The 22571-nt window shown below is 69.4% G+C and carries 13 protein-coding genes; 4 read left to right on the top strand and 9 right to left on the bottom strand.

The annotated features are described in order from the left end of the window. Nucleotides 1-23 precede the first annotated feature (23 nt). Both Apa02nite_RS27140 and Apa02nite_RS27135 read right to left on the bottom strand, forming a co-directional pair. Nucleotides 24-1796: an N-acetylglutaminylglutamine amidotransferase gene (locus Apa02nite_RS27140; protein ID WP_203827483.1), complete on the bottom strand. Its 1773-nt coding sequence runs from the start codon at nucleotides 1794-1796 to the stop codon at nucleotides 24-26. Further along, nucleotides 1796-4360 carry a carboxylate--amine ligase/circularly permuted type 2 ATP-grasp protein gene (locus tag Apa02nite_RS27135; protein ID WP_239164598.1) on the bottom strand — a complete coding sequence of 855 codons (2565 nt, stop codon included), beginning with the start codon at nucleotides 4358-4360 and terminating at the stop codon, nucleotides 1796-1798. Before Apa02nite_RS27135 ends, Apa02nite_RS27140 begins: the two co-directional genes overlap by 1 nt. Nucleotides 4361-4589: 229 nt before the next feature. Here Apa02nite_RS27135 and Apa02nite_RS27130 point away from each other — a divergent pair, with 229 nt between their 5' ends. Continuing rightward, nucleotides 4590-5660 (top strand): NAD-dependent epimerase/dehydratase family protein, encoded by a 1071-nt coding sequence (locus tag Apa02nite_RS27130; protein ID WP_203827481.1) that lies wholly within the window; start codon nucleotides 4590-4592, stop codon nucleotides 5658-5660. A 163-nt stretch (nucleotides 5661-5823) separates the two neighbouring features. Further along, a complete protein-coding gene (locus Apa02nite_RS27125; protein WP_203827480.1) occupies nucleotides 5824-7977 on the top strand; it encodes a bifunctional SulP family inorganic anion transporter/carbonic anhydrase in 2154 nt (717 codons plus the stop codon). A gap of 811 nt (nucleotides 7978-8788) precedes the next feature. Here Apa02nite_RS27125 and Apa02nite_RS27120 read toward each other — a convergent pair. The 7 genes from Apa02nite_RS27120 to Apa02nite_RS27090 all read right to left on the bottom strand — a co-directional run bounded on the left by Apa02nite_RS27120 (nucleotide 8789) and on the right by Apa02nite_RS27090 (nucleotide 21280). Then, nucleotides 8789-12610, bottom strand: coding sequence for a discoidin domain-containing protein (locus tag Apa02nite_RS27120; RefSeq protein WP_239164597.1), 3822 nt, complete (start codon nucleotides 12608-12610; stop codon nucleotides 8789-8791). A gap of 86 nt (nucleotides 12611-12696) precedes the next feature. Continuing rightward, nucleotides 12697-14976, bottom strand: coding sequence for a discoidin domain-containing protein (locus tag Apa02nite_RS27115; RefSeq protein ID WP_203827479.1), 2280 nt, complete (start codon nucleotides 14974-14976; stop codon nucleotides 12697-12699). Between the two features lie 90 nt (nucleotides 14977-15066). Next, on the bottom strand, nucleotides 15067-16629 hold the full coding sequence (locus Apa02nite_RS27110; protein ID WP_203827478.1) for a glycoside hydrolase family 13 protein: 1563 nt from the start codon (nucleotides 16627-16629) through the stop codon (nucleotides 15067-15069). A gap of 47 nt (nucleotides 16630-16676) precedes the next feature. After that, nucleotides 16677-17564 (bottom strand): carbohydrate ABC transporter permease, encoded by an 888-nt coding sequence (locus Apa02nite_RS27105; protein WP_203827477.1) that lies wholly within the window; start codon nucleotides 17562-17564, stop codon nucleotides 16677-16679. 8 nt (nucleotides 17565-17572) lie between these two features. Beyond that, the gene (locus tag Apa02nite_RS27100) at nucleotides 17573-18520 is read right to left on the bottom strand and encodes a carbohydrate ABC transporter permease (RefSeq protein ID WP_203827476.1); all 948 of its coding nucleotides are present in this window, start codon (nucleotides 18518-18520) and stop codon (nucleotides 17573-17575) included. A gap of 65 nt (nucleotides 18521-18585) precedes the next feature. After that, entirely contained in the window at nucleotides 18586-19965 is a 1380-nt protein-coding gene (locus Apa02nite_RS27095) for an ABC transporter substrate-binding protein (RefSeq protein WP_203827475.1), read from the bottom strand. Between the two features lie 301 nt (nucleotides 19966-20266). Beyond that, nucleotides 20267-21280, bottom strand: a complete 1014-nt coding sequence (locus Apa02nite_RS27090; protein WP_203827474.1) for a LacI family DNA-binding transcriptional regulator — start codon at nucleotides 21278-21280, stop codon at nucleotides 20267-20269. A 354-nt stretch (nucleotides 21281-21634) separates the two neighbouring features. On the opposite strand from Apa02nite_RS27090, the gene Apa02nite_RS51970 reads away from it, so the two are divergent. Continuing rightward, nucleotides 21635-22138: a methyl-accepting chemotaxis protein gene (locus Apa02nite_RS51970; RefSeq protein ID WP_203827473.1), complete on the top strand. Its 504-nt coding sequence runs from the start codon at nucleotides 21635-21637 to the stop codon at nucleotides 22136-22138. Nucleotides 22139-22231: 93 nt separating this feature from the next. After that, nucleotides 22232-22546, top strand: coding sequence for a YchJ family protein (locus tag Apa02nite_RS27080; protein ID WP_307871984.1), 315 nt, complete (start codon nucleotides 22232-22234; stop codon nucleotides 22544-22546). The last annotated feature ends 25 nt before the right edge of the window (nucleotides 22547-22571 follow it).

Here is a 22571-nt window from a genome sequence, read left to right as displayed (position 1 = left end):
CTGACCTTCCAACGCGAGTCCCCCTAGATCTTGTTGTGCTGTAACCACATCTCCAGCAGCGCGAGCTGCCACAACTGGTTCGCCCCGAGCGTGGTGCGCGGAGTGTTCGGGTCGGCGAGCAGCGCGTCGACGTACTCCGGCCGGAACAGCCCGCGGGCGCGAGCCTCCGGCGCGTGGAGAGCGTCACGCACCTTCGTCAGCATCGTCCCCTCCAGGTGCCGGATCCCCGGAACCGGGAAGTAGCCCTTGGTGCGGTCGATCACCTCGTCCGGCACGAGCCCGCGCGCCGCGTCCTTGAGCACACCCTTGCCGTCCGAGGCCAGTTTCAGCTCGGGCGGGCAGGCCGCGGCGAGTTCCACCAACTCGTGATCGAGGAAGGGTACGCGTGCTTCCAGCCCCCACGCCATAGTCATGTTGTCGACCCGTTTGACCGGGTCGTCGACCAGCATCACCTGCGAGTCGAGCCGCAGTGCCGCGTCCACCGCGGTGGTCGCGCCGGGCCGGGCGAAACTCGCCGCGACGAAGGCCGCCGCGGTGTCCTCCTCGAGCATCCAGGCCGGGCTGAGCTGCTTCGTCAGCGCCGCGAACGGCCTGTCGAAGAACTCCTTCGCGTACGCCTCGGCGGCCTGCTCCCGGGGGACGCCGGCGAGGGGTGGGTACCAGCTGTAACCGGCGAAGATCTCATCCGCGCCCTGCCCTGATTGTACGACCTTGACCTGCTTTGCCACGTCCTCGCTGAGCAGGTGGAAGGCGATGCAGTCGTGGCTGACCATCGGCTCGCTCATCGCCGCGACGGTGCGGTCCACCGCCGGCAGGAACCGGTCGTGCCCGATTTTGATCTGGTGGTGCTCGGTGCCGAACTGCTTGGCGATCAGGTCCGAATAGGCGAACTCGTCGCCGGCCTCGCCACCGCCCGACTCGAACCCGATGCTGAACGTGGTGAGCCCGTGCTGCCCCTGCTCGGCCAGCAGCGCCACGATGAGACTCGAGTCGAGACCGCCGGAGAGCAGCACCCCGACCGGCACGTCGGCGACCATCCGCCGCTTCACCGCGAGGTTGAGCTTGTCCCGCACGGCTGCGGCCCACTCGTCGGAAGACATCGATTTCGTACGATCGAAGCCCGCCTCCCAATAGACCCGCTCGGACACGGTCCCGTCCGCGGTGACCACCCGCACCGTGGCCGGCGGCAGCTTCCGGACCCCGGCGAGCATGGTCCGCGGCGCCGGGACGACCGAGTGGAACGTCATGTAGTGCTGCAACGCCACCTTGTCCACGGTGGTGTCCACCCCGCCGGCGGCCAGCAGCGCCGGCAGCGTCGACGCGAAGCGCAACCGCCCCGGCGTCTCGGCCAGGTACATCGGCTTGATCCCGAGCCGGTCCCGGGCCAGCGTGACCGTCCCGCTGTCGTGCTCGGCCACCGCGAACGCGAACATCCCGAGGAAGTGCGTGACGCAGTCGGCGCCCCACCGGTGGTACGCCTTGAGGATCACCTCGGTGTCCGAGGTGGAGAAGAAGCGGTAGCCGTACCCCTGCAGCTCGGTGCGCAGCTCCTGGTAGTTGTAGACGCAGCCGTTGAAGACCACGGTGAGCCGCAGCTCGTCGTCGGTCATCGGCTGCGCGCCGTTCTCGCTCAGGTCGATGATCTTCAGGCGCCGGTGACCGAGAACGATCCGTCCGTGCTCCCAGACCCCGTCGCCGTCCGGCCCGCGCGACTGCATGCAGGGCAGCATCCGCCGGACCGCCTCGGCGTCCGCCTGCCGTTCGCCATATCTGATCTCACCGGCGATGCCACACATCACTTGCCTCCCTCTGCGAGTAGCCAGGTGTCCTTCGAGCCGCCGCCGCGCGACGAGTTGACGATCATGGAGCCGGCCGGGGCCACCCGGGTCAGCGCGGCCGGCGCCACCACGGGCTTGCTCCCGTCGCCGCCCGTGAAGACGAACGCGCGCAGGTCCACGTGCCGGGGCGCCAGCTGGTGGCCGTCGAAGACCGGGTGGGTGGAGAGCCGGACCAGGTCCTGCGCCACCCACCGGTGCGGGGCGGTACGGATCTGCCGCCGCAGCGCGTCCAGCTCGTCGGCGGTCGCGTGCGGCCCGATCACGATCCGGTCACCGCCGTACCCGTCGACCGGCTTGCTGACCAGCTCGTCGAGCCGGGACAGCACCTCGGCCCGCTGGTCCGGCACCCCGCACAGGTACGTCGGCACGTCCGCCAGCAGCGGCTTCTCACTCAGGTAGTACTCGATCATCTTGGGCACGTACGCGTAGACGGCCTTGTCGTCGCCGATCCCGTTGCCCAGCGCGTTGGCCAGCGTGACCGTCTCCGCGTGCAGCGCCGAGACCAGGCTCGGGCCCAGCGGCATCCCGTCCGCGCCCGGCGAGTGCACCAGGCTGTCCTCGCCCATCCGCAGGTAGATCACGTCCACCGGGTAGCGCTTGCCGTCGCGCAGCCGCCGCACCCGGCCGTCCTCGACGAACAGCTCGGTGCTGCGCACCACCGGCACACCCATCGCCTCGGCCAGCATCCGGTGCTCGAACCAGGCCGAGTCGTCCGGGCCCTGGCTCAGCACCACGAGCGAGGGGTTGTCGCCGGCGGACGGCTTGGCCGAGGCCAGCAGCGCCTGTTTGAGCAGCCGCGGGGTGTCCTCGACCGGGATCAGGTTCCGCGGCCGGGGCAGCTCGGGCAGGATGCTCTCGGTCAGCCGGCGGTTCTGCATGGCGTACGCGATGCCGGACGGCACCCGCAGGTTGTCCTCCAGCACGCACCACTTGCCGTCCTCGTCACGGACCAGGTCCACACCGGCCACCTGGGCGCGGGTGCCCTGCCCGGCGACCAGCGCGCCGCTGGCCCGCAGCTCGGGCGAGCCGTCGATGACCCACTCCGGGATGATCCCGTCGGCGACGATCTGCCGCCCGTCGTAGACGTCGGCGAGGAACGCGTTCAGGGCGCGGACCCGCTGGGTCAGCCCGGACTGCAACGCCGTCCAGCCGGTCGCCGGCACGACCCGGGGGACCAGGTCGAACGGGAAGAGCCGGGTGGCCGCCTCGCCGGCCACGCTGAACGTGACGCCGTTGGCGCGCTGTTCCTCGTCCCGGGCGTCCTCCCGGTGCCGCAGGCCGGTGGCGCCGAGCGCGGTGAGCACCGGCACCATGTCCGCGTACTCGTCGGTGACCGCGTCCTCGGGGAACGCCTCGTCGCCGACCACCGCGTACGGAATGAGCCTGGCCGGTGCCCCGGTCCCACCCGGAACCGGAGCCGCGGCCCCGCCCCGCGTCTCCGAGACCAGCAGATCCACCACGTCGGCGATCCGGCCGCGGCGCTGCAGCGCGCGGCGCTGCCGGGCGGCCGAACTGCCCCGGCTCAGCGCCCGCGCGGACAGGTCGAAGACCTGCTCCCAGTCACCGAGCGCCTCCAGGTGCGGGCGCAGCTCGCCGACCAGGTGCTCGACCGCGGTGGCGGCCGGCACCGCGACCGGGGAGCGGGGCAGGTCGAGCAGGTCGCCCTCCAGGCCGGAGCGCGCCGCCCGCCACATCGCGGCCCGGTGCAACGGGGGCCGCGAGGGAGGCAGCGGCTTGCCGGCCCGGTAGTCCTCCTGGGCCCGCCGGACCAGCGCCCGGAACAGACCGGCCAGCAGCACCACGGTGTCCACGTCCGGGCAGGCGTCGGTGACCCGCAGCTCGACCGTGGGCACGTGCGCGGACGGCCGGACGTCGAAGTAGACCATCTTCGGGTCGCTGATCGCGCCGGACGCGATCAGGTCGTTGACCAGCATGTCGAACTCCTCGGCGGAGTGCAGCTCGCCGCTGTCGCCGGCCGTCGGCCAGCGCGTCCAGACCAGCGAGCGGGCACTGGCATACCCGGAGTCCTCGCCCATCCAGAACGGCGAGCTGGCCGAGAGCGCCAGCAGCACCGGCAGCGCCGGGACGACCCGCTGGGCCACCGACACCGCCTCGTCCCGGTCCGGCACCCCGACGTGCACCTGGGCGCCGCAGATCAGCTGCTCGCGGACGAGCATCTGGTACTCGCTGAGCATCCGGCGGTACCGGGTGGTCGGGGTGACCGGCAGGGTGTCCAGGTCGACGAGCGGCACCGTGCCGGCCGCGACCAGGCCCAGCCCGAGCGACTCGGCGACCGCCAGGGCGGCCCGCCGGCGTTCCGCGATGCCCTCGCGCAGACCGTCCAGGGTCGTGCTGACCGGGGTGTTCGTCTCCACCACCGAGCGGTGCAGCTCGGCCGAGAAGTGCTTCGGGTCGAGCTGGTCGAGCACCTCCGGGGCCCGGGGCACCAGTTCCCGGGTGGCCAGATCGACGACGTGCAGCTCCTCCTCGGCACCGAGGGTGAGCGCATTCGTGGCGGGCATGGGGGGATCCAAAGCCGGAAGGGACTCCGTCATTGCGACCGCCTCTGCTATCAAGTCCGGCATAGCGTTCGTATCGCCGGAGCCTTCCCATCGGATGTGGCAGATCTGTGACGTGCCCGTTTCGCGCTCGCGCCAAGCATGATGATCGCGACACACCGACCGGCGCGGCCGGGCCTTCGTCGCTACCGGTAACCTCGGGCGTCGGCACCACATCCCCGCGGAGGTCCTGATGGGCAGCGTCGTCGTCATCACCGGCTCGGCCGGTCTGATCGGTTCGGAGTCGGTTCGCCACTTCGCCGGCCTCGGCATGGACGTGGTCGGTGTCGACAACGACATGCGCGGCTACTTCTTCGGCGCCGACGGCTCCACCAAGTGGAACCTGGAGCGGCTCACCAAGGAGATCGGCGACCGCTACACGCACCACTCGCTGGACATCCGGGACCGCGAAGGCCTGGACCAGCTCTTCGCGAAGCTCGGCAAGAACATCGGCCTGGTGATCCACGCCGCCGCGCAGCCGAGCCACGACTGGGCGGCCCGCGAGCCGTTCACCGACTTCGACGTGAACGCGGTCGGCACGATCAACATGCTGGAGGCGACCCGCCGGCACGCGATCGAGGCGCCGTTCATCTTCACCTCGACCAACAAGGTGTACGGCGACACGCCGAACTCGCTGCCGCTGGTCGAGCAGGAGACCCGCTGGGAGCTGCCCGAGGACCACAAGTGGTACGGCGGCATCGACGAGACCATGTCGATCGACAGCAGCATGCACTCGGTCTTCGGCGCGAGCAAGGTGGCCGCCGACGTCATGGTCCAGGAGTACGGCCGGTACTTCGACATGCCGACCTCGGTGTTCCGCGGTGGCACGCTCACCGGGCCGGGTCACTCGGCGGCGGAGCTGCACGGCTTCCTGGCGTACGTGATGCGCTGCGTGATGGAGGGCCGGCTCTACAAGATCTACGGCTACAAGGGCAAGATGGTCCGCGACGCGATCCACTCGCACGACCTGGTCTCCGCGTTCGAGGCGTTCTTCCGCGCCCCGCGGGTCGCCGAGATCTACAACATGGGCGGCGGCCGGTTCTCGAACTGCAGCCACATCGAGGCCTTCGCGATCGCCGAGGAGATCACCGGCCGCGAGGCGCGCACCGAATACGTCGACGAGAACCGGATGGGCGACCACCAGTGGTGGATCAGCGGCACCGGCCGGTTCGAGGAGCACTTCCCGGACTGGAAGCTGACCTACGACGTGCCGGCCATCCTCCGCGAGATGTACGAGGCGAACCAGGACGTCTGGAAGGCGTAGTCGCCTGCTGTTCCGTACACAAAAAGGTCTTTTGTTTGGTTTGGCGGACCGGTTGTGCGGCTTTTCTCCCGGTAGCTGGGAATTTGCGGGCACATAGCTGTGTTTTGCCTGGGCGTACGAGCGTCGTAAAGCTGCCGTAACCATTTCTCGGTATTTTTACGCAATGTCCGACTTGACGCAGTTCCTGCGCCGGGACTTGCCGGCGTCCATCGTCGTGTTCCTGATCGCCATCCCGCTGTCGCTCGGCATCGCCGCGGCATCCGGGGCCCCGCTTCTCGCGGGATTGGTCGCCGCTGTTGTCGGCGGCATCGTCGCGGGCGCCCTAGGTGGCGCCCCACTCCAGGTCAGCGGCCCGGCCGCGGGCCTTACCGTGATCGTGGCGGGAGCGGTGGCCGACTTCGGCTTCGCCGGCACCGCCGCGGTCGTGGCCCTCGCCGGGATCGTCCAGATCCTGCTCGGCGTGTCCCGCCTGGGCCGCGCCGCCCTCGCCCTCTCACCCGCCGTCGTGCACGGCATGCTGGCCGGCATCGGGCTGGTCATCGCGCTCAGCCAGGTGCACGTGCTGCTCGGCGGCGCGCCGCAGAGCTCGGCCTGGGCGAACCTGCGCGACCTGCCCGCCCAGATCGTCGAGCACCACAGCCTGTCCGCGGCGCTCGGCCTGCTCACCATCGCGGTCCTGATCCTCTGGCCCCGTTTCGTCACGATCTCGCTGCTGCCCGCCGCCCTGGTCGCGGTCGTCGGAGTGACCGTGCTGGCGCACGTCACCGGCGCCGACGTGACCCGGGTCAAACTTCCCGAGGAGCCGCTCGCCGAGCTGATCACCCCGGTCTGGCCGGACGCGCCCCTGCGCCAGATCACCGTCGCGGTGCTCACCATCGCGCTCGTCGCCAGCGTCGAATCGCTGCTCTCCGCGGTCGCGGTGGACCGGATGCACGACGGCCCGCGCGCCCGGCTCAACAAGGAGCTGATCGGCCAGGGCGCCGCGAACACCGTCTCCGGCCTGCTCGGCGGTCTGCCGGTGACCGGCGTGATCGTCCGCAGCTCGACGAACGTGGCCGCCGGCGCGCGGACCCGCGCCTCGGCGATCATGCACGGCGTGTGGGTGGCGGCGTTCGTGCTGCTCTGCGCCGGGCTGCTGGAACGGATCCCGATGGCGGTGCTGGCCGCCGTGCTGATCGTGGTCGGTCTCCGGCTGATCGACCTGGGCCAGATCCGCACCTACGCCCGGCACCGGGAACTGCCCACCTACCTGGTCACCGCGATCGGGGTGGTCGCCGTCGACCTGCTCACCGGGGTCGCGCTCGGCATGGTCACGGCCGCCGCGATGATCCTCTGGCGGCTCACCCGCTGTGAGATCCAGACCGTCGAACAGGCGCCCGGGCAGTGGTCGGTGAACATCGCCGGCACCTGCGCGTTCATCGAGTCGGCCCGCCTCACCCGGGAGTTCGGCGCGATCCCGCCCGGCCAGGAGGTCGAGGTCGAGCTGCACCTGGACTACCTCGACCACGGCGCCTTCGAGACGATCAAGAACTGGGCGGACGCGTACCACAAAGGTGGCGGCACGGTCCGGATCCGCGAGGTGCACGACTCCTGGTTCCACCAGGCCACCTCGGGCCGGCTCGGCAGCAACAAGAGCACGCCGCGGCTGATCGGCTCGTGGTCGCGCTGGCAGGGCCTCAACCACCAGCGCCGGGACGCGATGGCGGCCGGCATCGCCGAGTTCGAACGCAGCGTCGCCCCGATGGTCCGGCCGCACCTGGCCACCCTGGCCCGCGAGGGGCAGAACCCGGAACAGCTCTTCATCACGTGCGCGGACTCCCGCGTGGTGCCCAACCTGATCACCGCGAGCGGGCCGGGTGACCTGTTCTGCGTCCGCAACGTCGGCAACCTGGTCCCGCCGCACCAACCGGCGCCGGGTCACCGTTCGCGCCCGGCCGCCGGTGACACCTCGGTCGGCGCCGCCATCGAGTACGCCGTGGACGTCCTCGGCGTCACCACCATCACGGTGTGCGGCCACTCCGGCTGCGGGGCGGTCCGCGCCCTGATGTCCGGGGCGGCTCAGCCCGGCTCGGCCCTCGGCGACTGGCTCGGCCTCTCCGGCGTCCACTTCACCGACGTCGACGACGAGCAGCGCTGCTGCACCGACAACGTGCTGCAGCAACTCGCCAACCTGCGTACCTACCCGGTGGTGCAGGCCGCCGAGGCCGCCGGCCGGCTGCGCATCACCGGCATGTACTTCGACATCGCCGAAGCCCTGATGCACCAGGTCGACCCGGTCCTCGGCACCCACCGCCCACTCCACACACCCGCCGCCTGACCCACCCCACCCCGCGGGGCCGAAGCCACCAGGCTCCGGCCCCGCTTCCACGCCCGGTCCCGGCTGGCGGTCACGGCTGCCTCGACGGCCTCGAGGCAGCCGCCGGCACCAGCCGGAGCCGGACCCGCCGCATGCTCGCGGTTGCCGGATGGCCGGGGTGGCCAGCCAGGCGGGGCCGCCGCCGGTCACGGTCCGCCTCGGGCCCGGAATGTGGGCGTCCGGTCCCGGCAGCTGCTCCACTCCAGGTCATCGCCGGCAGCACCCCCTTTCCGGTACGTCCTCAGCCACACGACGCCCCGCGCCCCAGGCGGCCCGGCGAGCGCTCCCGGTGGTGTCGGGGCCGTTGTGACGACGATGGCCGCTCGCCGTGGTGGTCAGGCGAGCGCTGGTTTGTGGTCTCGCGCCGCTTGTGACCACCACGGGCGCTCGCCACCTCGGCCGGGCGAGCACCCCACGGTGGTTTCCCGCCCTTCGATAGGACCGCCAGCCCCAGCCGGGCACACCGAGCTGGTCCTGGCGGCCGGTATCGGGCCGTTTTAAGGGCCGTCAGCACCAGCCGAGCACATTCAGCTGGTCCTGGCGGCCGTTATCGGGCTGCTTTGAGGGCCGCCAGCACCAGCCGACGACCGTCGGCGCCAGTCGGTGTGGGCGGATCTGTCTCCACCGGATTCGGCCCGGATGCGGCCTCGCGGTCGGGAGTGGGGGATGCGTCGCGGTGTGCGGTGGGGCTGTGCACAGGTCGTACCGAAAAAAATGAAGGGGCCGCGCGCCCGGAGACGGTCCGGACACGCGGCTTTCCTGCGGGAGTGGGTCAGTTGCGGGTGATGGTGAACGTGCTGGTCGGGTTCTCGATGTCCTTGAAGTTGTTGCTCATCTGCAGGTTGGTGAAGGTGGCCGAGCCGACCGCCGGGCCCTGGCCGGTCTCCGGCAGCGGGTTGGCCCAGATGCCGTAGCCGCTCTTGGCGTCGAAGGCGTCGCCGCTCTTCTGCGCGCCGGTGATGGTGACGTTGGTGAAGACCGAGTCGGTGATCGGGTTGACCGGGTTTCCACCGATGTACTGGGTCTGGAACATGATGCCGGAGTAGGTCGGGTCGACGATGTCGACGTTGCTGACCCGGATGCCCTGGAAGACCTTCGAGGCGCTGAACATCCAGATCGCCGGGAAGACCTGCGCGCCCCAGAAGTGGCCGCCGGCCCGGACGATCGAGATGTTGTCGAAAACGGTCGGCGGGTTGGCGCCGAAGCCGTTCATCGGGTACCCGAAGTCCAGCGAGCTGATCGTGATGCCGGAGTAGACGAGCGTGTCGGCGATGTAGATGTTCTTGAAGGTGTTGGCGTACCCGCCGTAGACGGCGACGCCGGCGGCCCGCCAGGTGAGCGTGGTGGACAGGTTCGAGAACGTGTTGTTGATCTCGTCGGATCCGCCGGCGTCGATCGCCGAGAAGAGCGCGAACGCGTCGTCACCGGTGGACCGGGCGTCGTTGTTGTCGACCAGGTTGCCGGTGCTGCCGTTGGTCATGTTGACGCCGTCGGCGAACGTGTCCCGGATCCGCGAATTCTTGATCACCATGTTGTCGGTGTTCGCGCCCCAGTACAGGCAGACCACGTGCTCGGCCCAGATGTTGTCGATCGTCACGTTGGCGACGTTGGCGAAGTCGAACACCTTGCCCGGACCGTCGATCCGGATCGTGTAGTTGCCGAAGAACGCGAAGTTCGCGAACGTCGACCCGTTGGCGGTGGCGTCGGCCCGGAAGCCGGCGTCCGTCTCGGTCTGCGTGTCCGGGGTGTGGAACCGGGTGTACCAGGGCCCGGCCCCGACGATGCGCAAGGAGCGGCCGTAGACCTGGAACTTGTTCGCGGTCTGGTAGTCACCGGCCGGGAGGTAGACCCCCAGCTTGCTGGTGTCCTGCCGGGCGGCGTCGAGCGCGTTCTGCACCGACTGCTGATCGAAACCGGTCGGCACGACGTAACGAGCAGCATCGGGGTTGGCCAGAGGGGCGACCTGCTCCAGGTTGATGAAGTCGATCGCGATCGAGCCGCTGTTGCCGGCGTCCTTCTGCAGCTTGATCGTGCTGCCGGCCGGGAACGAGCCGGTGAGCAGGATGTTCGCCTCGTCGTAGATGTGCCGCGGGCCGGTGCCGGAGTTCTGCGGCGCCGTCTCGTTGCCGTACAGCCAGGCGTACTTCGAGGTCAGCGGCAGGGACTTGTTCAGGGTGCCGTTGACGTACACGTTGATCGAGCTGGTGGTGCCGTCCGGGATGGAGAACCGGGCGACGACCGTGTTGGTCGGGTTGCGGGTGGTCCACTGGACGTACGAGCCGGTCTGGTTCAGCGTGACCGCCTTGCGGCCGGACGCCTCGCCCGCCAGGTCACCGACCGTGCGGTTGGGGCCGACGACCGCCGCCCCGCCGCCGGTGGTGCCGTCCTCGGCCTCGTACATGTCGTACGGCATGTTGGCGCCGCGGCCGACGAAGAACGGCTTCTCGCTGGTGTTGTTGTCCTGCTTGACCGGCAACTCGTTGGCGTCGGTCGCGACCACGGTACGCACCGTGTACTTGCCGTTGACCGCGGTCCAGGTGCCCAGCGTGATCGACGGCGAGGAGGCGCCGGCGGCCAGGGAACCGGTGTACGAGCCGGTGAACGTCTTGACCGTGGCCGAGCCGTTCAGCACGGTCACCGTCACGGCGTGCGCGCCGCCGGCGGTGGCCGCGGTGCCCTGGTTCTTCAGGGTGGCCGCGAACGTCACCGTGTTGCCGGCCGCCGGGTTGCCCGGTGACCAGGAGACCGCCGAGGCGACCAGGTCGGAGCTGCTGACCGGCGCGACGACCAGGTTCGTCGGGCTGGTGTAGGAGTTGTTGGCGTCGTTGGTCTCGATGACCGTGTTCGCCTCGTCGACCTTCGCGGAGAGCGCGTAGCTGCCCGCGTCCCGGGCCCCGATCGAGGCCGAGACGGTCGAGGCGGCGCCGGCCGCGAGGGCGCCGACGGTCGCGGTGCCGACCTTCGTCGTACCCAGGTAGAAGTTGACCGAACTGGCCGGCGAGGCGGCCGTGCCCGCGTTGCGGACCGTCGCCGACAGCGTCACCGCGTCGGTCTCGACCGGCGCGGCCGGCGCGAAGGACAGGCCGGTCACGGTCAGGTCCGGGTTCGCCGCCGGAGCGCCGATCACCTGGAACTCCGCCACCTGACCGCTGGGTGCGCCGGTGTTGGCGGTGAAGGAAAGACGGACGTCCGCCGTGGTCGCGGAGACCGGGATGGTCACCGTGTTCTGCGACGAGGGATTGAAGGTGTACGTCGCGGAGCCTGCGATCGTGGTGTACGCGGTGGCCGACTGCTCCCGCCCGAGCACCGCGAACGTCTGCTGCCGGGTGCCCCAGTCGGTCGCCGGGTTGAGCTTGACGACCACCGAGGAGACCGTCGCGTTCGCGCCCAGCTTCACGGTCAGGTTCGCCGGGTAGGCCGAACCCTCCCAGTAGGTGGCGGTGTCGTTGTCGTTCGCGTTGGTCGCGACGAACGTGAAGATCGACGACGAGGCCTCGATCGGCTTGCCGACCGCGAGGTTGGCACCGGTCTGCGGCGCCCCGGTACGGGTGACCGTGTTGCCGGCCGCCGACTCGTTGCCGGCCGCGTCCTTGGCCTTGACGTAGTACGCCACGGTCGCGGTGTCCGGCTGGCTGTCGGTGTACGTGGTCCCGGTGACGGTGGTCGTGAGCGTCCCGTTGGCGTACACGTTGTAGCCGGTCACGCCGACGTTGTCGGTCGACGCGCCCCAGCTGAGCCGGATCTGCCCGGCGGCCGGCGTGGTGTAGGACAGCGTTCCCGGCGTGGTCGGCGCCTGCGAGTCGCCGCTCGCGCCGGTGCGCGTCACCGTCGAGCTGTTCGCCGACACGTTGCCGGCCGCGTCCTTGGCCCGCACGTAGTACGCCACGGTCGCCGAGTCCGGCTGGCTGTCGGTCCAGGTCAGCACGTTCCCGGCCACGCTGGTGCGCAGCTGGCCGTTCGCGTAGATGTCATAACCGGTCACGCCGACGTTGTCGGTGGACGCGTTCCAGCTCAGCCGGATCTGCCCGCTGGCCGGCTGGGTGTAGGCGAGGCCGCCGGGCGCGCTCGGTGCCTGGCTGTCGCCGCTGACCGGGCCGTACAGCTCCAGCTCGGACAGCTGACCGGCCGGCCACGACGTGTTGCCGGTGAAGGTCAGCCGGACGAACCGCGCGCTGGCCGCGGTGAAGTCGACGGTGACGGTGTTGCCGGAGGACGGGTTGAACGTGTACCCGGCGCTCGCCTTGAGGTCGCTGAACGAGGTGCCGTTCGTGCTGCCCTGAATGGCTAGCGTCTCGGTGCGGGTGCTCCACGCGGTGGCCGGCGGCAGCTTGAGGATTGCCTGGTTGACCTGCGTGGCGGTACCGAGGTCGACCTGCAGCCACTGCGGGAACGCGTTGTTGTTGCTCTCCCAGTACGTGTTGGCGTTGCCGTCACCGGCGTTGCCGGCCGGGTAGACGTCGGTGTAGCTGCTGGCGCTGAAGGTCTTGCCGGCGGCCAGGTTGGGGCCCGCGGCGAGGGCTGCCGGGGCGTGTATCAGTGCGGCGACGACGCTGGCGGCTGCCGTGGCAGCGACCATGAGTCTGAATCTGGACATGTGGGAGCGCACCTTTCTTCCGTGAGAGGTGAGGTGTTCGGTGAAGACCGGCGGGCGACATCGGTGGGAGCCGCCCGCCGGGGTTTTCAGGAGGCGTAGACCTCGAACTCGGAGAGCTGACCCGCGGGCCAGCCGGTGTTGCCGGTGACGGTCAGGCGCAGGTAGCGCTGCGTCGTGGTGACCGGAACGGTGACCGTGTTGCCGCTCGCCGGGTTGAACACGTATCCGGCGCTGCTCTTCACCGTGCTGAACGTGGACCCGTCGGTGCTGCCGAGGACGGACAGCGTCTGGGTCCGGGTGGCCCAGGCGGTCGCCGGCGGCAGCTTGAGGACGACCCGCGCCACCGGCCGGTTCTGGCCCAGGTCGACGGTGATCGACTGGGGGAACGCGTTGTTGGTGCTCTCCCAGTAGGTGTTCGGGTTGCCGTCGGTGACGTTGCCCGGGCCGTAGACGTCGGCCTGCCCGGTCGCGGTGGCCGGGCGGCCCGCCGCGAGGTTGCCGCTGGGAACAGTGGGGCTGGCCGTCGGACTAACAGTGGGGCTGGAAGTGGGCGTCGACGTGGTGTTTCCCCATCGAGGGGCGGGCCACGGGCCGCAGTACGGGTTGGCCGACTGCCAGCCCGAGTTGCCGCCCCCGTCGGTGATCGCCAGCGCCGAGCCCACGCAGTTGTAGGTCGGCGGGTTCTGCGCGATCCCGCTCGCCTTGACGTTGGTGAACGTCGCGGACGCCGGTGCCTGCGCCTGCAGCGCGAACGTGCCCGCGCCGACGATGTTCACGTTCGTCAGGTTCAGCCCGCTGGTGGCGTTGCCGATCCACTGGATACCGGCGTACGAGCTGTCCAGGATGTCGGTGTCGGTGACGTTGATGGTCGCCCCGGTGATCGCGCCCTGGTCCGGCCAGAACCACAGCGCGCCGATCCCGAAGTTCCAGTTGTAGTCGGCGTTGCCGGTGCGGATCAGGGTGTTGCGGGCCAGCGTCCAGGTGCCGGCCACCGCGGTCGGCCCGGTGACACCCGGGTACCGGTTCGCGACGTGCAGGCCACCACCGTTGGTGACGGTCTCGGCCATCACGTTGTCGCTGATATTGATGTCCCGGCCGCCGTAGCTGACGATGTTGTTCGCCAGGATCGGTACGACAACGGTGTTGTGGGTGAAGGAGTTCGCCACGTTCGGCGTGTTCTCCGCCCACATGGCCAGGCCGTCGTCACCGGTGTTGCGGACGAACGTGTTGGTCACCGTGGAGTTGGTGACCCCGATGTGGAAGTTCACGCCGTCCGCGGTCTGGTCCAGGATCCGGCTGTTCCTGATGGTGAACTTGTCCATCGGACCGTCCATCCACGCGCCGACCTTGGTGTGCTGCATCCAGACGTTGTCGATCGTCGAGTTCGACATCGCCCCGCCGAACGCGTTCACCTGGTCCTCGTCGACCCGCTCCTGGATGTCGCCGATGATCGCGAGGTCCTTGACGACGACGTTCTGGCTCGGGCCGCCCTGGCCGACGTACTTGCCGTAGATGCCGGCCGCCTGGCTGCGCTGGGTGGGATGCCGGCCGCCGAGGACCGTGTACCAGGGGCCGGCCCCGGCCAGGGTGACCCGGTCGACGATGACGTGGCTGTAGAGCGTGAAATTGCCGGCCGGTACGAAGACCACCCGCCCGGACGAGGCGCCGGCGTTCACCGCGGCCTGGAACTTCGCGGTCGAGTCGGTGGTGCCGGTCGGGTCCGCGCCGTAGTCGGCGACCACGTCGATCGCGCCGGACGGCTTGGCGACCGCGGCCGGCACGTTCTCGAAGTCGGCGAGGTCGACGGTGAAGCTCGGTGACTGCGCGGTCGAGCCCACCTGGATCCGGATCTTGGTGCCGGCCGGGTAGGTGGTCCCGAACGTCGCCCGGGTCTCGTCGTAGAAGTGGTGCGGCCGCCCGTCACCGGGATTGTTGGTGAACGGGTAGTACCCGTAGAACCAGCTGTACTTCGAGGTCACCGGCACTGTCTTGATCAGGGTGGAGCCGGTGCGCAGGTCCAGCGACGCGTTCTTGCCGTCCGGGATGCTGTACCGGAAGGTGACCGCGTTGGCCGGCTTGGTGAGGGTGAACTCGACGTACTCACCCGCGGCGTCGAGGGTGACCGCCTCCCGGCCGGAGGCCTCGGAGGAGAGCGTGCCGTACGTGCGGTCGGTGCCGGTCGAGGTGCCGTTGGTGGCGGCCTTCTCGGCTTCGATCTCGGTGAACGGTACTGTCGCGCCGCGCCCGGCGACGTCGAAGGGGGACAGCCCGGCGGCGTGCGCCGCGGGCGGTTGCCAGATCACGGTGGTGACGGCTGCCGCGAGGACGACGGCGAGCGTGGCTAGTGGGGCGGTGCGGTTGGCCATGGGTACCTTCCTTGGTGTGGCCAGCCCCCGGTGTTTCCTTTCCTGCTCCTGTGCGCCCCCGGCGGTGGAACCGGGGACGCCACCGGTTGCCTAGAGGCGCAGCCAGATCGCGGTGTCCTGGGGGAGGAGGTCACCGTCGAGCGGGCCGCTGGCGAGCAGGATGGTCTGGTGCTCCGGCAGGGGAACGGGTGCGCCGGAGAGGTTGAGCACGCAGGCGAAGTCCGCGCCGCGGGTGTAGGCGAGCACGGTCGCGCCCCGATCCAGCCAGGCGAACCCGGCGCCCTGCGAGTGACGCAGGCGGATCGCGGCGCGGTACAGCTCGAGCATCGAGCTCGGGTCGCCGGTCTGCGCCTGGACCGTGCGGTCCTTCCACTCGGCCGGCTGGGGCAGCCAGGGCGTGGTGGTGCTGAACGCGTACGGCGGTTCGTCGCCGGACCAGGGCAGCGGCACCCGGCAGCCGTCCCGGGTGTGCCCGCGCCGGGCGTACATCGGGTCCTGGATCTGGTCTTCCGGGATGGTCTCGTTCTCCCAGAGGCCCAGCTCCTCGCCCTGGTAGACGTAGGCGCCGCCAGGCAGCGACAGCGACAGCAGGGCGGCCGCCCGGGCCCGGCGGGTGCCCAGCTCCAGGTCGACCGGGGTGCCGTCGAGGTTGTTGTCGAAGCTGAACGTGGTGTCGGCCCGGCCGTACCGGGTGACGTGCCGGGTCACGTCGTGGTTGGACAGCACCCAGGTGGGCGGGGCGCCGACCTTGGCGTGCGCGTCCAGGGTCCGGTCGACGCAGTCGCGCATCAGGTACGGGTCCCAGGCACAGCCGAGGAAGTCGAAGTTGAACGCCGCGTGCAGCTCGTCGGGGCGCAGGTAGTTGGTGAAGCGGTCCACCTCCGGCATCCACACCTCGCCGATCAGCGCCCGGCCCGGGTACTCGTCGGCGACCCGGCGCCAGGCCCGGTAGACGTCGTGCACCGCGTCCAGGTCGTGGAACGGGTGCGGGGCTCCCTCGCGTACCTCGGGAAGGTCTTTGTCCTTGAAGAGCAGCGCGGCGGAGTCGATCCGGATCCCGTCCACCCCGCGGTCGAACCAGAACCGCAGGATCGCCTCGAACTCGGCCTGGACGTCCGGGTGCTCCCAGTTCAGGTCGGGTTGCTCCGGGGTGAACAGGTGCAGGTACCAGGAGCCGTCTGGTGCCTTCGTCCAGGTGGTGCCGCCGAACTCGCCGGTCCAGTCGGTGGGCATGGTCGCGCCGCCGTCGCGCCCCGGCCGGAACCAGAAGTAGTCGCGCTCGGGCGCGTCCGGCGAGGCGAGCGCGGCCTTGAACCACGGGTGCTCAGAGGAGATGTGGTTCGGGACGATGTCGACGATCATGCGGATGCCGGCCGCGTGCGCCTCGGCGATCAGGGCCTCGGCACCGGCCAGGTCACCGAAGACCGGGTCGATGTCGCGGAAGTCCGCCACGTCGTAACCGGCGTCCGCCATCGGCGACGGGTACCACGGGCTCATCCAGATCGCGTCCACCCCGAGGTCACGCAGGTGGCCCAGGTGCGCCCGGATGCCGTCGATGTCGCCGACCCCGTCACCGTCGGCGTCGGCGAAACTGCGGGGGTACACCTGGTAGATGACCGCGTCGCGCCACCAAGCATCGTCAATTCCGGACACGAAGAACTCGCTTTCGTACGTTGGCCTTGAAGAGAGAGGTGTGACGCTCAGCCCTTGACGCTGCCCGCGGTCAGGCCGGACATGATGTTCCGCTGGAAGATCAGGAAGATGATCACGGTCGGGATCGCGGCGATCACCGAGGCGGCGACGATCTCGTTCATCGAGGTGCCCCGGGAGAACGCCTCGATGCCGACGCTGACCGTCCGGGTCTCCGCCGACGGCATGACCAGCTTCGGCCAGAGGAAGTCCTTCCAGACGTAGGTCACCGCGAAGATCGAGACCACGCCGAGGATCGGGCGCGACATCGGCAGGATGATCGACCAGAGGGTGCGCAGCGGGCCGGCGCCGTCCACCGAGGCGGCCGCCATCAGGTCCTCCGGGATCGAGTCGAAGAACCGCTTGAGCAGGAAGATGTTGAAGGCGTTGGCGACCAGGGGCAGCCAGATCGCGAACGGCGAGTCGAGCAGGTTGACGTGCACGATCGGCAGGTCGATCACGGTCACGTACTGCGGGACGATCAGCACCATCGCCGGGATCATCAGGGTCGCCAGCATCGCGCCGAGGATCACGTTGCCCAGCGCCGGGCGCAGCTTCGACAGCGCGTACGCCGCCGCGGTGTCCAGGATCAGCTGGAACAGCACCGCTCCGATCGCGTAGTAGAACGTGTTGAACAGCAGCTTCGCGAGGTTCAGGTCGTGCCACGCGTTGACGTAGTTGTCCGTCTCCGGGTGCTGCGGCCACAACGTCGGCGGGGTCTGCGCGATCTCGGTGCCGGACTTCAGCGCGCCGGTGACCATCCAGTAGAGCGGTCCGAGGAAGACGAGGGTGAACCCCAGGATGATCGTGGCGAGCAGCGTCCAGTAGACGATCCTGCCGCGTCCTCGCCGGAGCTGCGCCTGCGAGACGAGCGTGCGGGTTCCGGATTCCTGTGCCATCGTCCGTCCTAGTCCTGTTTGGTGGTCAGCCGCACGTAGACGGCGGAGAAGGCGGCCAGCACCACGAGCATGATCACCCCGAGCGCCGCGGCGCCGTTGAGGTCGTTCTGGAAGAAGCCGTGCTGGTAGATCAGGTACGCCACGGTGGTCGCGGAGTCCTCGGTGCCGGCGCCGTTGGCCAGGATCAGCGGCTCGATGAAGAGCTGCATGGTCGCGACGATCTGCATCATCGCCAGCAGGGCCAGGATCAGCCGGGTCTGCGGGATGGTGACGTTCCAGATCCGCCGCCAGAGTCCGGCGCCGTCGAGTTCGGCCGCCTCGTACAGCTCGCCCGGGATGTTCTGCAGCGAGGCCAGGTAGATCAGTACGGCGCCGCCCATGTTCATCCAGGTCGAGGCGATCACCATGGCCGGCATGGTGGCGTCGGCCGACTGCATCCACTGCGAGGTCGGCAGGTGCAGCGACTTGAGGATCGCGTTGAACAGGCCGGCGTCGCTGGGGTCGTACGCATAGAACTTGAACAGGAACAGCGCCGAGGCCGGCGGCAGCATCACCGGCAGGTAGACCAGGATCCGCAGGTAGCCCTTGGCGTGCCGCAGCTCGTTGAGCAGGATCGCCACGAAGAACGGGACCGCGTAACCCAGGATCAGCGCCAGGACGGTGAAGTAGAAGGTGTTCTTCCAGGCCGGCCAGAAGCTCGGGTCGGCGACGATCCGGGTGTAGTTGTCCCAGCCCACCCAGGTGGTCACCCCGCGCTTGGTGCGCTGGAAGCTCATCACGATGCCGCGGATCATCGGATACCAGGAGAAGAGGGCGAAGCAGAGGACCGCCCCGATCAGGAAGGCGTGCCCGGTGACGTTGTCGCGGATCTTGCGGTTGCGCCGGGCGTTGTTCCGGATCGCCGGCTCACTACGGCCCAGCTTCTCGGTGGTGCCCGGGGCGGTGATGATCGCCAACGGAAAACTCCTGCACTTGAAGAGAAGGGTGAGGGCCGGCGCACCGGCCCTCACCACTCGCCGAATCAGCTACCGGCGGCCAGCAGCTGGTTGACCTTGGTCTCCGCGGTCTTGAGCAGCTCGTCGATGTTCGCGTTCGGGTTGGTCAGCACCCCGGACATCGCCGAGTCGAGCACCGCGTAGATCGCCTGCGCGTTGGTCGGCTCACCCTTGATCGGGAGCTGCTGGTTCTCGAACAGCGCGTAGATCGCCGGGTCGACGTTGGCGTTCGCCTTGCGCAGCTCGACCTCGGCCTTCTGCGCCTCGGTGCCCGGTGCGAACAGCAGCGGCTGCGGCACACCGACCGGGTAGTTCTGCGGCTTGGCCCGCGGGTAGTCGAACTGGCCCTTGCCGACGGTCAGCTTCTCGTAGGCGACCCACTTGAGGCCGGCCTTGACCTGCTCCGGGGTGAGGCCCTTCTTGAAGAAGTAGCCCTCGCCGCCACCGAGGGTCGACTTCGCGAGACCGTCCTGGCCGGGGAGCGGGGCCACCGCCCAGTCCTCGTACTTGCCCTTGAACTGGCTGACGATCGCCTGGGTGGCGTCCGGCGCGCCGACGAACATGCCGACCTTGCCGGCCGCCGCGTTGGTCAGCAGGTCGCCCCACTGCAGCAGCTGGCGGGTGCCCATGCTGTTGTCGCCGTACCGCATGTCCTTGAGGTTCTGCAGGACCTGCTTGCCGAGCGCGTTGTTGAAGTCGGCCTTCTTGCCGTCCTCGCTGAGGACCTGACCGCCCTGCGAGTACAGCTCGGCGGTGAAGTGCCAGCCGCCGGTGTTGCCCGCGCTGTACTCCGCGTAGCCGGCGGCGCCCTTGTCGGCGTCCGCGATCTTCTTGGCCGCGGTGCGCACCTCGGCCCAGGTCTTCGGCGGGCTGGCCGGGTCGAGTCCGGCCTTCTGGAACAGCGTCTTGTTGTAGACCAGGCCCATCGAGTAGTTCTTCACCGGCAGGGCGTAGAGCTTGCCGCCGTCGGTGAAGACCTTGGTCAGCGCCGGGTCGATGCTGTCGAAGGTCGGGACGGTGTCCTTGTTCGCGTACTCGGTGATGTCCATCGCCTGGCCGGAGTCGAGCACCTGGGACAGGTCGGTCATGTAGCCGTAGAAGACGTCGGTCATCGTGCCGCCGGCCAGCCGGGCGGTGAAGTCCGGCGGGTTGTTGCACTGCTGGCCGACGCTGACGCTCTTGATGGTGATGTCGGGGTTGTCCTTCTGGAACGCGGCGACGTCGGCGTTCCAGTTCGCCAGGAGGTCCTTCTCGGTACCGACCGGCTGGCAGTCGACCGTGATGGTGACCTTGCCGTTGGCGTCGGTCGCCGCGTCGTCGCTCTTCGTGGAGCACGCCGCGAGACTGAGTCCCAGGCCGGCCGCGAGCGCGTACGCCACGGCCTTCCGGTACTGCGGTGCGGACATCTGTCCATCCCTTCGGGAACGGGTATCTGGCTTAGCTACAGCTGCGATTTCATCGATGCACGTGTTCGCAGAGTCGACGCTCCGGCACTCGCCGTGGTCAGCTCTGTGAGTGGAGTCACCGTAGCGAGGCGTACTCATTTCCGCAAGGTTTCGATCGTGCACTGAAAAGACGCGACATTGCGATGGCAGATGTTGACAGCGGTGTGGTTTGAGGTGATTTCCCGGCCTTCGCCCGGTCGGCGGGCATGAAAAAACGGCCGTCCACCGCAAGATGCGGTCGACGGCCGTCGGTTTGCGGCGTCTATCGAGGGGCGGGAGCTGTCGATCCGCGGACCACGAGCTCCGGCTCGAAGAGCAGCTCGTCGCTCGGCACGTTGGTCTCCTCGATCTGGCTGACCAGCAGGTCCACCGCCGCCTGGCCCATCGTCTCGATCGGCTGCCGGACCGTGGTCAGCGGCGGATCGGTGCAGGTCATGAACGCCGAGTCGTCGAAGCCGACCACCGACACGTCGGCCGGCACCTGCCGGCCCAGCCGCCGGGCGGCCCGGATCGCGCCGAGCGCCAGCACGTCGCTGGCGCAGATGATGCCGGTGGCGCCGCGCTCGATCAGCTTGGCCGCGGCGACCCGGGCGCCCTCCATCGAGAAGCTGGAGCGCTCGACCCACTGGTGATCCGACGACACTCCGGTGTCCGGCCAGCCGGCCGCCTGGATCATCGCGGCCAGCTTGCGGCGCGACGGGATGTGGCCCTCCGGGCCGAGCACCATGCCGATCCGCTCGTGGCCGAGGGAGCGCAGGTGCCCGTACGCCTGCTCGACCGCCACCGCGTCGTCGGTGGACACCCGGGGGAAGCCCAGCTCGTCGACGCCCGCGTTGACCAGCACCACCGGCAGCCCGCGGTCGGTGAGCCGGCGGTAGTGCTCGTGCGAGGCGTCGGCCAGCGCATACGACCCGCCGGCGAAGATGACGCCGGAGACCTGGTGGTCGAGCAGCATCTCGACGTAGTCCGACTCGGGGACGCCGCCGATGGTCCGGGCGCACAGTGCCGGGGTGAAGCCGCGCTGGGCGAGCGAGGCGGTCACCACCTCGGCGAGCGCCGGGAAGATCGGGTTCTGCAGTTCGGGGAGCACCAGGCCGACCAGCCGGCCGCGCTCGCCACGGAGTTTGGTGGGGCGTTCGTAGCCCAGGACATCGAGGGCGGTGAGGACCGAGGCGCGGGTGGCCTCGGAGACGCCGCTGCGGCCGTTGAGCACCCGGCTGACGGTTGCCTCGCTGACCCCGGCCTTCTTCGCCACCTCGGCAAGACGTTTGGTCACGCCGGAATCCTACGTCAGGATGTTGCAAAAACTGAACCGTCTTTTGCGGCCGATTTCGGAATTGATGACAGTGCTTGCCGATCGTTGCAGGCGCAGCTTTTAAGTTTCCAAGATGTTTCACGGGCGGTGAGCGTGTGCCGCGGTTCGCCCGGGACTTACCCGGTTAACCGTCGCGCTTCGTGCTGACAGGGCTTACCTCACGCTTGCATAACGGCGAGCGGGCGAGCGGCTGCCTGACGGCGAGCGCGGCGAGCGGCTGCCTGACGGCGAGCGCGGCGAGGTTGTCGAAAACCGCCCGCCCCGGGTGGAGGGGTGGGATGTTGGGGGCTACCGGTAAGAAAGGGACCCCACCACATGACCGACTGGGATCAGAACGACAGCTGGTCCTCCGGCGGCGCGGGGGACCAGTCGGCGCACGACCGGCAGCGTGACTCGGTGTTCCGGCTGGCCAACGTCAGCAACGACATGGCCACCGCCACCCAGGCCGCCGTGCACGCCGCGGAGACCGCGGTGCAGGTGATCCAGCGGCTCGAGGCGAGCAGCACCGAGATCGGCAAGGTGGTCCAGCTGATCGCCACGATCGCCAAGCAGACCAACCTGCTGGCGCTCAACGCCACCATCGAGGCGGCCCGGGCCGGCGAGGCGGGACGCGGCTTCGCCGTGGTCGCCAGCGAGGTCAAGGACCTGGCCAACGAGACCGCGACGGCGACCAGCGAGATCGGCAGCCAGGTCGGCGGGATCCGCACCGACACGCAGAGCGCGGTCTCGGCGATCGAGGAGATGCAGGGCCTGATCGAGGAGCTGGACCGCTGCCAGAAGGTGATCAGCGGGATCGTGGTGGAGCAGCAGGCGGGCTGAGGAAGACTGTCCGGCATGGCTGGTAGCAAGCGAACCCCCCGCGCCCGGGCGTGCCCGTGCGGCTCACCGTCGTACGCGGAATGTTGCGGACCGATCCACGACGGCAAGCCGGCACCGGACCCGGAAGCCTTGATGCGATCGCGCTTCAGCGCGTTCGCCCTGGACCTGTCCGATTATGTTCTGCACTCCTGGCTCCCGGAGACCCGCCCGGACGAGCTGGAGAGTGACCCCGCCCTGCGCTGGGTACGCCTGGAGGTGCTGGAGAGCACCGGTGGTGGCCTCTTCGACGCCGAGGGCTTCGTCGAGTTCCGCGCGCACTACCGCGACGGCGGCACGCCCGGCGTGATGACCGAGCGCAGCAGATTCGTCCGGCACGACGGCCGATGGGTGTACCAGGGCCCGGTGTGATCTCCTTCAAGAGGCGCACAAGGAG

This window comes from Actinoplanes palleronii (assembly GCF_016862315.1).
In the GTDB taxonomy this organism is placed as follows: Bacteria; Actinomycetota; Actinomycetes; order Mycobacteriales; family Micromonosporaceae; genus Actinoplanes; species Actinoplanes palleronii.
The sequence above is the reverse complement of the archived record's forward strand: the minus strand, read 5'-3'. Positions and strand labels throughout refer to the sequence as shown.